The organism is Bradyrhizobium sp. USDA 3650, assembly GCF_054057395.1.
Map to the genome: position 1 here is coordinate 4,088,591 of NZ_JBSRZG010000001.1, position 12,292 is coordinate 4,100,882.

A 12,292-nucleotide genomic window follows, 5' to 3' on the forward strand; every position below is an offset into this window, starting at 1 on the left:
ATCCGCTGCCGCACCACACTCCGCCGTCGTCCTGGCGAAAGCCAGGACCCATAGCCACCAAACGTGGTTTGACGAAGACCCGGAGCTACCAGCTCGCCCAACAACCGCTCCCTGGGGTAATGGGTCCTGGCTTTCGCCAGGACGACGGCTGCTTTTGACGTCGCGGCGTGCCTTAAGGTAGCACGCCTACGCCGCGTCCACCTTCAACACCCCACGCCGGATCTGGTCCTCCTCGATCGATTCGAACAGCGCCTTGAAATTGCCCTCGCCGAAACCGTCGTCGCCCTTGCGCTGGATGAACTCGAAGAAGATCGGGCCGATCGCGTTGGCCGAGAAGATCTGCAGCAGCACTTTGGTCTGGCCGCCCTCGACGACACCCTCGCCGTCGATCAGGATGCCGTTCTTCTGCAGGCGCGCGAGGTCCTCGCCATGCTTCGGCAACCGCGCGTCGATCCGCTCAAAATAGGTGTTTGGCGGCGCCGGCATGAAGGGCAGGCCCGCTTCGCGCAAGTCCTCGATGGTGCGATAGATATCTCGGCAGCCGCAGGCGATGTGCTGGATGCCCTCGCCGCGATAGATATTGAGATATTCCTCGATCTGGCCGGAATCGCCGGCGTCCTCGTTGATCGGAATCCGGATCTTGCCGTCGGGGCTTGTCAGCGCGCGCGAGAACAGGCCCGAGGCGCGGCCCTCGATGTCGAAGAAGCGGATCTGGCGGAAATTGAAGAGTTTTTCGTAGAAGCCGGTCCACACGTCCATGCGGCCGCGATGGACGTTGTGGGTGAGGTGATCGAGATAGAACAGGCCGGCGCCGGCGGGACGCGGATCGCGCGCGCCGAGCCATTCGAACTCGCCGTCATAGGCCGAACCCTTGGCACCGTAGCGATCGACGAAATAGAGCAGGCTGCCGCCGATGCCCTTGATCGCGGGGACGTCGAGCGTCTTCTGAGCGGACGACACATCCGCAGATTCGGCGCCGAGCGAAATCGCGCGGTCATAGGCCTTCTTGGCATCGACGACGCGAAACCCCATCGACGGCGCACAGGGGCCGTGCGCGGCGACGAAATCGTGACCCTGGGTGCCGGGCTCCTCGTTGACGAGATAATTGATGTCGCCCTGGCGATAGACGGTGATCTTCTTCGTTTTGTGGCGCGCGACAGGCGCATAGCCCATCAGCTTGAACAGGGCGTGCAGCTGTTCCGGATCGGGATGCGCATATTCGACGAATTCGAACCCGTCGGTGCCCATCGGATTGTCGGCACTGATCGTGGCCGGCGGTGCATCGTGCGGAAACGGACCCATGGCGCTCTCCCAAATTGCTGCTGGGAGGAACTATCCTTCATGGCGCCTGCAATGAGCGTGCAAATGGGATGTCATTTGGTTATCTTGCGCACGATCTGTGCATAAAACCGGACAATTGCGCATGACTTTAGTGGATGCCTTCGACCTCAAGATCCTGGGCGCGCTTCAGGACGACGGCCGCCTCACCAACCAGGAACTGGCCGATCTCGCGGGGCTGTCGGCCTCGCAATGCTCGCGCCGGCGGATGCGGCTGGAAGAGGAGAAGGTGATATCCGGCTATCACGCCGATCTCTCCAGCGAGGCGCTGGGCTTCGGCGTGGTCGCCTTCATCCAGGTGACGCTGGCAACCCACTCACCGGACAATGCAAAGCGCTTCCGAACGCTGGTCAATCGAATCGACGAGATCCAGGAGGCCTATTCGCTCACGGGCGACGCTGACTATGTGCTGAAAGCCGTGCTGCGCGACCTGAAGGGTCTCTCCAATCTCGTCAACGACGTGCTGATGCCGCACCAGAGCGTGGCGCATGTGCGCTCATCGATCGTGCTCGACCGGCTGAAGGAAAGCACGCGTCTGCCGCTGAAAGAAATCAAACCCGGCTGAAATCGAGGGAAATCCGGCATTCGCGCTGCGCGTGCGATCTGCGATGATCCCGGCCAATCTGCGGAGACTGAGCCATGGCCCTCCAGCTTCGACCGAATTGCGAATATTGCGACCGCGACCTGCCGCCGAACGCAACCGATGCGCGGATCTGCTCCTATGAATGCACGTTCTGTGCGGATTGCGTGGAGACGAAACTATCCAACGTCTGCCCGAACTGCGGCGGCGGTTTTGCCCCGCGACCGATACGACCAACGCAGGAATGGCGACCAGGCGTATGCACGACCAAGCAGGCGCCGTCGGACAAGCGGGTGCATCTGAAGTACAGCCTGGAGGACGTCGCGGCGCATTGCGCGCGGGTCAAGGATGTACCGCATGAAAGGCGCTGACTTCGTAGGGTGGGCAAAGCGAAGCGTGCCCACCACGCTACCGCGATCGCGGAGAGGAATGGTGGGCACGGCGCTGATGCGCCTTTGCCCACCCTACAAGACCGAGTGTGGAGCGCACTACTCCGCCGCCAGAATCGTCCCTTCGACCTCACCAAAACCGACGCGATAGCCCTCGCCCTGACACCAGCCGCGCATGACGAGGCTGTCGCCGTCTTGCAGGAATGTCCGCTTGATGCCGCCGGGCAATTCGACCGGCTCGGTGCCGTTCCAGCTGATCTCCAACAGGCTGCCGCGCTGGTTCTTCTCCGGGCCGGAAATGGTGCCGCTGCCGAGGAGGTCGCCGACATTCATGGCGCAGCCGGAGGAGGCGTGGTGCATCAGCTGCTGCACCGAGGACCAGTACATGTACTTGAAATTGGTGCGGCTGATGCCGACAGGCGCGTTGGCGCCGGCAGCGCGCAAGGAGACGTCGAGCTCAAGCTCGTAGTTCTGCGGCTTGCCCTGCTTGAGGTAATCGAGCGGCACCGGCTCCTGCTCCGGCCCGCTCAGGCGAAACGGCTCCAGCGCCTCGCGCGTCACCACCCACGGGCTGATCGAGGTCGCGAATGCCTTGGCGAGGAACGGGCCGAGCGGCACATATTCCCATTGCTGGATATCGCGCGCGCTCCAGTCGTTGAGTAGCACGAAGCCGAAGATCATCTCCTCGGCCTGCTGCTCCGTGAGCATCCCGCCCATGGCTGAGGGCTGCCCGACCACGACGCCCATCTCCAGCTCGAAATCGAGCCGCTTGCACGGTCCGAAGCTCGGCGCCTCCACATTGGGCGGCTTGAGCTGCCCGCGCGGCCGCTTCACCTTGGTGCCGGAGACCACGACGGTCGAGGCACGGCCGTTGTAGGCGATCGGCATATGCAGCCAGTTCGGCTGCAGCGCGTTGTCCTTGCCGCGGAACATCACGCCGACATTGGTGGCGTGTTCCTTGGACGAATAGAAATCGGTGTAGCCGGAGACTGCGAATGGCAGATGCAATTTCGCATCGCGCATCGGCACCAGAGCCTGCTTGCGCAGCTCCTCGTTGTCGCGCAGTTCTGGATGATCGTGGCGCAGCAGCTCGCTGATCCGCGCCCGCGTCTTCGTCCAGACCTTCGGCCCCAGCGCCATGAAAGCATTGAGCGACGGCGCCGAGAACACACCAAGCGGCCCGACATCCAGCCGCGAATCCTGCTCGAGCTCCCAGAGATCGAGCACATAATTGCCGATCGCCACGCCGACGCGCGGTGTCGGATTGGCCGCGGTCGAGAACACGCCGTAAGGCAGGTTCTGGATCGGAAAGTCGGAGGCGGGATCGACGTCGATGAAGGAGCGGAGGCTGGGGTCGTTGGGATGGGTTGTCACTTTTTCGCTCGGTTCTTTTTTCCTTCTCCCCTTGCGGGAGAAGGTGGCGCGAAGCGCCGGATGAGGGGTGTTCGCGAGTCCAAAGGAGAGAGGTTCACGCGCGGATAGAACCCCTCACCCGTCTCGCCGCTGCGCGGCGAGCCACCCTCTCCCACAAGGGGAGAGGGGAGGAACGTCACGGCTTGCTCGGATCGAACCTCTTTTCCAGGCCCTTCCAGCAATCCGCGTAGTCGTCCTGCAACGTCGCAGAATTCGCGGCGTGCGCGGTGACGCGTTGCGCGTAGCGGGTCTCGAACATGAAAGCCATGGTGCCGGTCAGCTTCACCGGCTTCAGCTCGCCGTTGCTGGCGTGCTCGAAGGCATCGCGATCGGGGCCGTGCGGCAGCATGCAATTGTGCAGGCTCATGCCGCCCGGCACGAAGCCCTGCGGCTTGGCGTCGTAGACGCCGTAGATCAGGCCCATGAACTCGCTCATGATGTTCATGTGATACCACGGCGGGCGGAAGGTGTTGTCGGCGACCATCCAGCGCTCGGGGAAGATCACGAAATCGATGTTCGCCGTGCCTGCGGTCTCCGACGGCGAGGTCAGCACCGTGAAGATCGAGGGATCGGGATGATCGAAGCCGATCGCACCGACCGGCGAGAAGCTGCGCAGATCATATTTGTACGGCGCGTAATTGCCGTGCCAGGCGACGACGTCGATCGGCGAGTGCGGCAGTGTGGTCTTGAACAACGATCCGCCCCATTTCACGAACAGCTCGGTCGGCGTGTCCTTGTCCTCGTAATGCGCGACCGGCGTCAGGAAGTCGCGGGCGTTGGCGAGGCAGTTGGCGCCGATCGGTCCGCGCTCCGGCAGCGTGAAGGCGCCGCCGTAGTTTTCGCAGAGATAGCCGCGCGCCGGTCCGTTCGGAATCTCGACCCGGAACTTGACGCCGCGTGGGATCACCACGATCTCGCCGGGCTCGGCATCGATGCGGCCGAACTCGGTGACGATGCGAAGATTGCCCTGCTGCAGCACGAACATCAGCTCGCCGTCGGCATTGTAGAAGTGCTGGTCCACCATCGACTTGGTAATGAGATAAACATGCGCGGCCATGCCGGACTGGGTGTTGACGTCACCCGCGGTCGTCATGGTCTGCACGCCCTGAAGGAACGTCATGTCCTCCTTCGGGATCGGCGCCGGGTCCCAGCGCAATTGCGCGATCGGCAGATCGTTTTCATGGCACGGTGCCGAGCGCCACAGGCCGCCGTCGGCCTTCTCGAAGCGACCCGAATGTTTCACTGACGGGCGAATACGATAGAGCCAGGAGCGCTCGTTGCTGCCGCGCGGCGCAGTGAAGGGCGAGCCGGAAAGCTGCTCGGCATAGAGGCCGTAGGCACAGCGCTGCGGCGAGTTGCGCCCGATCGGCAGCGCGCCCGGCAGCGCTTCGGTTTCAAAACTGTTGCCGAAGCCGGACATGTAGCCCGGCGTGACCTGGGCCGTGCTGCGAATGATCTGATCGGGCGAGGTATTGATGTTCATGATGATCCTCCTCCTTGCAGGGCCGCCCACATCTCCTGGTCGCGCTTGTCGGTCCAGATCACGGGATCGTCGATTCCCGACGCCTCGTCATAGGCACGCGACACGTTGAACGGCAGACAGTGCTCGTAGATGGCGAAGCTCGAAAATTTCGGATCCATGACCTCGCGCGTCGCTGCCATCGATTGCTTCAGCGTGCGGCCCTTGGCGACCGAGATTTCAGCGGCGCCATAGAGCGAGGTGACGAAGTCGCGCGTCATCGCAATGGCTTCGCGCACGGTGGCGACACCTTTGAGCGCATCGCCGCGGCCCGGCGCGATCGCCTTGGGATTGAAGTTGCGGATTTCGTTCAGCGTCAGCGGCCATTCGCGCAAATGCGCGTCGCCGCAATAGCAGGCCGAATGGTATTCGATCAGGTCGCCGGAAAACATGACTTCGGCATCCGGCACCCAGGCGACGATGTCGCCGGAGGTGTGGCCAGCGCCAAGCTGCATCAGGCGCACCTCGCGCTTGCCGAGATAGATCGACATCTCGCCTTCGAAGGTCAGAGTCGGCCAGGTCAGGCCGGGAATGCTCGATGCGTCCTGAAACAGGCGCGGGAAGCGGCCGTACTCAGAATCCCAATCCTGCTGGCCACGCTCCTCGATCAGCCGATGGGTCTCCTGCGAGGCGACGATGCCCTGCGCCTTGTAGGCGGAGGCACCGAGCACGCGCACGGCGTGATAATGCGACAGCACGACATATTTGATCGGCTTGTCGGTGACGGTACGCACGCGCTCGATCACCTTGTTGGCCATCGCCGGCGTCGATTGCGCGTCGAACACCAGGCAGCCGTCGTCGCCGACGATGATCGCGGTGTTCGGATCGCCCTCCGCGGTGAAGGCGTAGAGATCGGTGCCAATCTCGGAGAAGGTAATATTCTTCTCGGAGAGGTCGCCGGTGGATGCGAAATTCTTCGCCATCAGTTCGTTCCTTTGGACATTATTGCTGTTGTTGCTGCTGCTGCTGCTGGCCGTCGATCATGCGCCGCTTGGCGAGCAGGATCGCCTCTCGCAGCACGTCGATATCGCCGATATGGTTGGCAAGGATCAGCACCAGCGCCGCATCGAAATCGGCGCTTTGCTCGTCGGTGAAGCCCCGATGCGCCTCCACGATGGCGCGAAAGGCGTCGTCGGGCCGCACGAAATTGGAGCTGGTCGAGAGCGGCATGCGAATCCTCAATTCAAGCCAATCCTGAATTCACGCCTTGGGCCCGCGACAGCGCCGCCGCGACGCCCGCGCGCGTGGGGTGGCGGAAGCGCGCCGCGACATAGCCGTCCGGCCTGAGTAAGTAGGCTGAGCCGGGCTCCGCGTCATAGCGCTTTGCGGTGAGCCCCGCCGGATCTGCGAGCCCGCCCTCACCGCCGATGCGGATATCCTTCACGCCTTCGGGCGCCTCGATCACCGCGCCATTGCTGAACGACAGCAAGGTGAAGTCCGTTCCGCCCTTGCGGAACGCATCGGTCAAATAGGCTTGTTCGCCCGCGGGCGTCGTAACGGGAGCATCGAGCATCGAACAACCCGGGAGCGGGCCAGCGCTCCACGCCTCCGCATCGGGCGATGACAGCGGCGAGTCATAGCTGCACGGCACCGAGAGCCGCCCGCCATTGACCATGCGCTTGCCGAACTCCGTTTCCTTGGCCAGCGACAGCACCGCCTTGCGCAGCCGCGCTTCCTGATGCGAGTTCGGTGCCATGAAATCGGTCGAGCGGGTGGATTCGCGGATGTTCTCGTCGGCAGCCAGGCTGCGTTCGACGTGATAGCTCTCGAGCAGGCTCGCGGGTGAGGCGCCGCGCAGCACGCGGTCGAGCTTCCAGGAGAGGTTTTCGGCGTCCTCGAGTCCCGAATTGGCGCCGCGCGCGCCGAAGGGCGAGACCTGGTGCGCGGAATCGCCTGCAAAGATCACGCGGCCATGGACGAAGCGATCCATCCGCCGGCACTGGAATTTGTAGAGTGATATCCACTCGAACTCGAACTTGTCATGGCCGAGCATGCGCGCAATCCGCGGCCGCACGTTCTCGGGCTTCTTCTCGACGACGGGGTCGGCATAGCGATTGAGCTGAAGGTCGATGCGCCAGACATCGTCCGGTTGCCGGTGCAACAGGGCCGAACGCCCCGCATGAAACGGCGGGTCGAACCAGAACCAGCGTTCGGTCGGGAATTCCGCGGTCATCTTGACGTCGGCGATCAGGAATTGATCCTCGAATACCTGTCCCGCGAAGTCGGCACCCACCATCTGCCGCAGCGAGGAGCGCGCGCCGTCGCAGGCGACGACATATTGCGCGTGCAGGCGATAGGCGCCCTCCGGCGTCTCGATCGTCAGCGCGACGGAACCGTTGCGGCGCTCCAGCGCCGTCACCTTGTTGCGCCAGCGCAAATTGATCTCGGGCAGCTCGCTGATGCGGTCGACCAGATAGGCTTCGGCGTAATATTGCTGGAGATTGATGAAGGCCGGCCGCTTGTGACCGTCGTCCGGCAGCAGATTGAACTGGTAGAGCTGCTGCTCGCCGTGGAAGATGCGGCCGACGCTCCAGACTACGCCCTTGTCGACCATACGGTCGCCGACGCCGAGCCGGTCCCAATATTCCAGCGACCGTTTCGAGAAGCAGATCGCGCGAGAGCCCTCTCCGATGCGATCGGCATCATCGAGAAGGACGACGCGCTGGCCGCGCTGGGCAAGGTCGATCGCCAGCGACAGCCCGACCGGGCCCGCGCCGACGACCACCACGGGATGCTCGGCCGCGCTCGGGCCGGGACGATCCTGATCGGGGTGGCGGCGATAGCCGAACTGGGTTTTGGCCTGATGCGGATTGGCCTTCGCCATGCGCTAACCTCGGCTCTGGTCAGGAGAGGCCTGATCTGCTAGATAGTCTCACGTGCAACTATTTTGGACCGGAGCCGGCCGGCCGTCAACTGGAATTCGGAGCGCTCTCCTTGGCGAGGACAACCAGCGACATCGCGCTGAAGACACGCGAGGCCGATGAGGCTTCACCGCGGCCAAAAACACGGCTCGACCTGTTCAGGTTCGTGCCGTTCCGCCTCAACCGGCTCGCCGCGGAGGTGAGTTCCGCACTCGCGGTCGAGTATCAGGAACGTCACGGCCTCGACATCCCGGCCTGGCGCGTGATCGCGACGCTCGGCTTCCGCAACGATGCCTGCAGCGCGCAGTACGTCGCGCAATGCACCCGCACGCACAAATCCACCATCAGCCGCGCGGTGACCATGTTGCTGCAACAAGGTTTGATCGAGCGCGTCGAGAACGAAGCCGACCGCCGCGAATTCCGCCTGCGACTGACGAGGAAAGGCCGCACGCTCTACGAGGAGCTGTTTCCGCAATTGCTGCGGCGGGAAGACGAGATCCTCGCCTGCCTCTCCGCGCAGGAGCGCAAACAGCTGTCGACGCTGCTCGGCAAGATCGAACAGAGCCTCGATTTGATCCAGACCAGTGAAGAGGCCGACGCCAAGCAGGCGTATTGATCATTTTGCAAACGATCGCGACGGCGGCAAATGCAGGGCCCAGACATCGCCCTCGCCGCTGGCGCGCGGATAGATCTCGGTCACGATCGGGTCGTGGCCGGGAATGAACCGGTCAGGATGGCCGGCGAGGCGCTCGATCGTCTCCCACCCAACCGCCATGTCGCCGACATTGTAGACGATCGGGAATGGGCTCCGGCGCTGGAGATTGGCGTAATAATGCGCGGCATCGGACGCCAGCACCACGGGGCCGCGCGCGGTCTCGACCCTCACCACCTGCAAGCCGTCGGAATGGCCGCCGACACGGTGCACGGTGACGCCGGGCGCGACCTCGCCGTCGCCGGAATAGAAATTGACGCGCTCGCCATAGACATGGCGGACCATCTGGGTGACGTGCTCGACCGAGAACGGATGTCGCAGCAGTCCGTTGCACATGCAGCGCCCCGTCGCGTAGGCCATCTCGCGCTCCTGGATATGGAAGCGCGCGTTCGGGAAGCGGTCCAGATTGCCGGCGTGGTCGTAATGCAGATGCGTCACGATGATGTCGCGAATGCCCGCTGCCGCGACACCAAAGCGCTCCAGCGCGTCGACCGGGTTGAGTGTCAGCTTGCGGGCCCGCGTGGACGCTTCCTCGGCATTGAAGCCGGTATCGACCAGGATGTCGCGACCGTTGCCGCGGATCAGCCAGACGAAATAGTCGAGATCCTGCGCCGCGCTGTCATGCGGGTCGGGCGCGAGGAAGTTCATGTGGGGCGTGCGGGGCGACATCGTCGCGTAGCGCAGGGCGTAGATTTCGTAGGCGTTTCCCATGGTTTTGATCTTGCTCTTTTTGTGGACGCACCTTCAGGGGCGATCGACCGCAACAAGCCATCGTCCACCGCAAAGGTCAAACACCTGAGGTTGCGAAGGAGGCCCGTCCGCAATGTGAGACCAATCACATTGTTGTCGCCATGGCTGCCCTAATGTGCAGCCGCAATGACAACCAGAATGCATCGTGTGCAATCGTGACCGCCCGTTTATTCCCCCTGCAATATGCCCATGCGTCGCGGTCAATTGTCGCGATAGCGCCGAATCCGCAAGCGGTTGACGCCCTCCTTCCCCGGTTTGATAATGCACATTGCGTAAGTTAAGGTCGCCGCGGCGCAAGCTGGAAACGGCGCCTTTTTGGCTGGATCGCGCTAATTATGAAAATTCGCTTGTTTTTCGTTCTGTCCTTGCTCGTGTCGCTCATCCCGACCGCTCCGTCACTTGCGGCCGGCGATCGCTTTGCGCTGGTCATCGGCAACGCCAAATACCCGGACGCCGACGCTCCCCTGAAGGAACCGCTCAACGACGCGCGCGACGTCGCCGACGAGCTCAAGCGCGACGGCTTTTCCGTCGAGACCGGTGAGAACCTGACCGGTGACGGCATGCGCCGTGCTTTCGACAAGCTCTACGGCAAGATCAAGCCGGGGTCGGTGGCACTGGTGTTCTTCAGCGGCTTCGGCATCCAGTCCGCGCGGCAGAGCTATTTGCTGCCGATCGATGCGCAGATCTGGACCGAATCCGACGTGCGGCGCGACGGCATCAGCCTCGAAACCGTGCTCGGCGAGCTCAACACCCGCGGCGCCGGCGTCAAGATCGCGCTGGTCGACGCCTCCAGGCGCAATCCGTTCGAGCGCCGGTTCCGCAGCTTCTCGGCCGGCCTGACCCCCGTCATCGCGCCGAACGGCACGCTGGTGATGTATTCGGCGGCGCTGGCCTCGGTGGTCTCGGACGCCGGCGGCGAGCACAGCCTGTTCGTCCAGGAACTCCTCAAGGAAATCCGCGTCCCTGACCTGATGGCCGAGGAGACGCTGAACCGCACCAAGATGGGCGTCACCCGTGCCTCCCGGGGCGAGCAGGTGCCGTGGATCTCCTCTTCACTGGCCGAGGATTTCTCGTTCATTCCAGGGGCCGGCGGGTCGCGCCCGACAACGACCCCGCCACCCGCGCCGCCGCCGGTCGTCGCCAACAACCCGCCGCCGGCCCCGCCCGCGCCTCCGCCGCCGAAACCGGCCGACACAGTGGCAGCACCGGCTCCGTCACCGAAGCCGCAGGTCGAGGCTGCCTTGCCGCCGGCACCGCCGCCGCCACCACCGCCTGTGCTACCGGCTGATCCCGTCACCGCTCCGAGCATGGAAAGCGGGCCGAGTGCGGCCGTCCTAGCCGAGGATCCCACCATCAAGGGGCTAACCGCCAAGATCGCGGCTAATCCGGATGACGTGAACGCGCTTTACCGGCGCGGTCAGGTCTATGCCAGCAAGGGCGCCTACAGCCTGGCCATCAAGGATTTTGACGAGACGCTCCGGATCAACCCGAAGGACGTCGAGGCGCTGAACAACCGCTGCTGGACCCGCACTGTGGTCGGCGACCTCCAGGGCGCGCTGAAGGATTGCAACGAGGCCCTGCGGCTGCGGCCGAACTTCGTCGACGCGCTGGACAGCCGGGGGCTCGTCAATCTGAAATCGGGGGCGGTGAAGAACGCCATCGCCGATTTCGAGGCCGCCCTGAGGATCAATCCGCGCCTGACCTCCTCGCTGTTCGGACGCGGGATCGCCAAGCAGCGCAACGGCTCGGCGCAGGAAGGTGCGCTCGACATCGCCAATGCCAAGGCGATGGACCCGAACATTGTTCAGGAATTCGCAAGCTACGGAGTGCGTTGATATTTTTTAAATCGGGGCCGATGTGCCTCGAACCCGCGACGGCCCGGCGAAGACTAATTGAACGGATGCCGCCGCCCGCCTTTTCGGGGCGGCTTACTGCAGGATTTTCGAACCGCGCCAGCTGGCTGCGCAGGGAGGGACTGGCTATGAGATTGGCTTCAAAGGGACTTACCGCAATCCTGTCCATCATCACCGTCGGCGCCGCGCTCTCGCTGACGATCCCGCTGGCCTTCGCCGGCGACGACGGCAACAGCAAGAACGTCACCGAGGACGAGATCGTCCGCGCGCTGGCGCCGCCGCCGAAGAAGCCGCTGACCCGCGGCCTCTCGATCGCTCCGCAGGCCGATCCCGCACCGAGTGCGACGGAGACCAAGCTGATCCAGTCCGTGCGCGGCCGCTCGACACGCTCGCTGTCGTCGACCGAGCGTGAAGAAATCGCGTCGGCGGCCAAGGACAAGCCGAACATCGATCTGGAAATCACGTTCGACTACAACTCGGCCAATATCAGCGCAAAATCGCTTGCCTCGGTCCAGGCGCTCGGCCGCGCGCTGACCAGCCCCGACCTGAAGGGCTCGACCTTCGTGGTCGCCGGCCACACTGACGCCGCCGGCGGCGAGAGCTACAACCAGGATCTGTCGGAGCGCCGCGCGGATTCGATCAAGCGCTATTTGGTCGACAAGTACAGCATCTCCGCGACCGACCTCGTCACCGTCGGCTACGGCAAGAGCAAGCTGAAGGACCCGGCCCAGCCGATGGCGGAGGTCAATCGTCGCGTGCAGGTCGTCAACATGGAAAACAAGACCACCGCATCGAAGTGAGCACGACGTAATCCTTTGAAGTGACAAGTCGTGATGTGGTGTAAAGTCTCGCTTCCAGCGCGCGTCCCGCAGCCTTG

Annotated in this window: 12 protein-coding genes; 5 read left to right on the plus strand and 7 right to left on the minus strand. The window is 63.7% G+C overall.

The annotated features are described in order from the left end of the window. Positions 1-186: 186 nt before the first annotated feature. Positions 187-1,302, minus strand: a complete 1,116-nt coding sequence (gene hppD, locus ACVIN2_RS19000; protein WP_456766703.1) for a 4-hydroxyphenylpyruvate dioxygenase — start codon at positions 1,300-1,302, stop codon at positions 187-189. Between the two features lie 121 nt (positions 1,303-1,423). On the opposite strand from hppD, the gene ACVIN2_RS19005 reads away from it, so the two are divergent. After that, positions 1,424-1,903 (plus strand): Lrp/AsnC family transcriptional regulator, encoded by a 480-nt coding sequence (locus ACVIN2_RS19005; protein ID WP_456766704.1) that lies wholly within the window; start codon positions 1,424-1,426, stop codon positions 1,901-1,903. 74 nt (positions 1,904-1,977) lie between these two features. Then, a complete protein-coding gene (locus ACVIN2_RS19010; RefSeq protein WP_456766705.1) occupies positions 1,978-2,289 on the plus strand; it encodes a DUF1272 domain-containing protein in 312 nt (103 codons plus the stop codon). A gap of 117 nt (positions 2,290-2,406) precedes the next feature. Here ACVIN2_RS19010 and fahA read toward each other — a convergent pair whose 3' ends face one another. The 5 genes from fahA to ACVIN2_RS19035 form a co-directional block, all read right to left on the minus strand. Continuing rightward, positions 2,407-3,681: a fumarylacetoacetase gene (gene fahA / locus ACVIN2_RS19015; protein WP_456766706.1), complete on the minus strand. Its 1,275-nt coding sequence runs from the start codon at positions 3,679-3,681 to the stop codon at positions 2,407-2,409. A 175-nt stretch (positions 3,682-3,856) separates the two neighbouring features. Further along, positions 3,857-5,203 (minus strand): homogentisate 1,2-dioxygenase, encoded by a 1,347-nt coding sequence (gene hmgA / locus ACVIN2_RS19020; RefSeq protein ID WP_456766707.1) that lies wholly within the window; start codon positions 5,201-5,203, stop codon positions 3,857-3,859. After that, on the minus strand, positions 5,200-6,162 hold the full coding sequence (locus ACVIN2_RS19025; protein WP_456766708.1) for an MBL fold metallo-hydrolase: 963 nt from the start codon (positions 6,160-6,162) through the stop codon (positions 5,200-5,202). The genes hmgA and ACVIN2_RS19025 overlap by 4 nt, the downstream gene beginning before the upstream one ends. Positions 6,163-6,181: 19 nt before the next feature. Further along, on the minus strand, positions 6,182-6,409 hold the full coding sequence (locus tag ACVIN2_RS19030) for a DUF2783 domain-containing protein (protein ID WP_456766709.1): 228 nt from the start codon (positions 6,407-6,409) through the stop codon (positions 6,182-6,184). 13 nt (positions 6,410-6,422) lie between these two features. Further along, positions 6,423-8,063 (minus strand): FAD-dependent oxidoreductase, encoded by a 1,641-nt coding sequence (locus ACVIN2_RS19035; RefSeq protein ID WP_456766710.1) that lies wholly within the window; start codon positions 8,061-8,063, stop codon positions 6,423-6,425. Positions 8,064-8,173: 110 nt separating this feature from the next. On the opposite strand from ACVIN2_RS19035, the gene ACVIN2_RS19040 reads away from it, so the two are divergent. Then, entirely contained in the window at positions 8,174-8,716 is a 543-nt protein-coding gene (locus ACVIN2_RS19040) for a MarR family winged helix-turn-helix transcriptional regulator (protein ID WP_456766711.1), read from the plus strand. Here the strand turns inward: ACVIN2_RS19040 and ACVIN2_RS19045 are convergent, their stop codons facing one another. After that, entirely contained in the window at positions 8,717-9,523 is an 807-nt protein-coding gene (locus ACVIN2_RS19045) for an N-acyl homoserine lactonase family protein (protein ID WP_456766712.1), read from the minus strand. 374 nt (positions 9,524-9,897) lie between these two features. On the opposite strand from ACVIN2_RS19045, the gene ACVIN2_RS19050 reads away from it, so the two are divergent. Then, on the plus strand, positions 9,898-11,397 hold the full coding sequence (locus ACVIN2_RS19050; RefSeq protein WP_456766713.1) for a caspase family protein: 1,500 nt from the start codon (positions 9,898-9,900) through the stop codon (positions 11,395-11,397). Positions 11,398-11,543: 146 nt separating this feature from the next. Beyond that, on the plus strand, positions 11,544-12,215 hold the full coding sequence (locus tag ACVIN2_RS19055) for an OmpA family protein (protein ID WP_456766714.1): 672 nt from the start codon (positions 11,544-11,546) through the stop codon (positions 12,213-12,215). Positions 12,216-12,292: the final 77 nt, after the last annotated feature.

Excerpts from the sequence above, each read along its gene's own strand:
- ACVIN2_RS19050 (WP_456766713.1), top strand. The coding sequence starts at position 9,898 with ATGAAAATTCGCTTGTTTTTCGTTCTGTCCTTGCTCGTGTCGCTCATC.
- hppD (WP_456766703.1), bottom strand. The coding sequence starts at position 1,302 with ATGGGTCCGTTTCCGCACGATGCACCGCCGGCCACGATCAGTGCCGAC.
- ACVIN2_RS19030 (WP_456766709.1), bottom strand. The coding sequence starts at position 6,409 with ATGCCGCTCTCGACCAGCTCCAATTTCGTGCGGCCCGACGACGCCTTT.
- ACVIN2_RS19045 (WP_456766712.1), bottom strand. The coding sequence starts at position 9,523 with ATGGGAAACGCCTACGAAATCTACGCCCTGCGCTACGCGACGATGTCG.
- hmgA (WP_456766707.1), bottom strand. The coding sequence starts at position 5,203 with ATGAACATCAATACCTCGCCCGATCAGATCATTCGCAGCACGGCCCAG.
- ACVIN2_RS19005 (WP_456766704.1), top strand. The coding sequence starts at position 1,424 with ATGACTTTAGTGGATGCCTTCGACCTCAAGATCCTGGGCGCGCTTCAG.
- ACVIN2_RS19055 (WP_456766714.1), top strand. The coding sequence starts at position 11,544 with ATGAGATTGGCTTCAAAGGGACTTACCGCAATCCTGTCCATCATCACC.
- ACVIN2_RS19010 (WP_456766705.1), top strand. The coding sequence starts at position 1,978 with ATGGCCCTCCAGCTTCGACCGAATTGCGAATATTGCGACCGCGACCTG.
- ACVIN2_RS19025 (WP_456766708.1), bottom strand. The coding sequence starts at position 6,162 with ATGGCGAAGAATTTCGCATCCACCGGCGACCTCTCCGAGAAGAATATT.
- ACVIN2_RS19035 (WP_456766710.1), bottom strand. The coding sequence starts at position 8,063 with ATGGCGAAGGCCAATCCGCATCAGGCCAAAACCCAGTTCGGCTATCGC.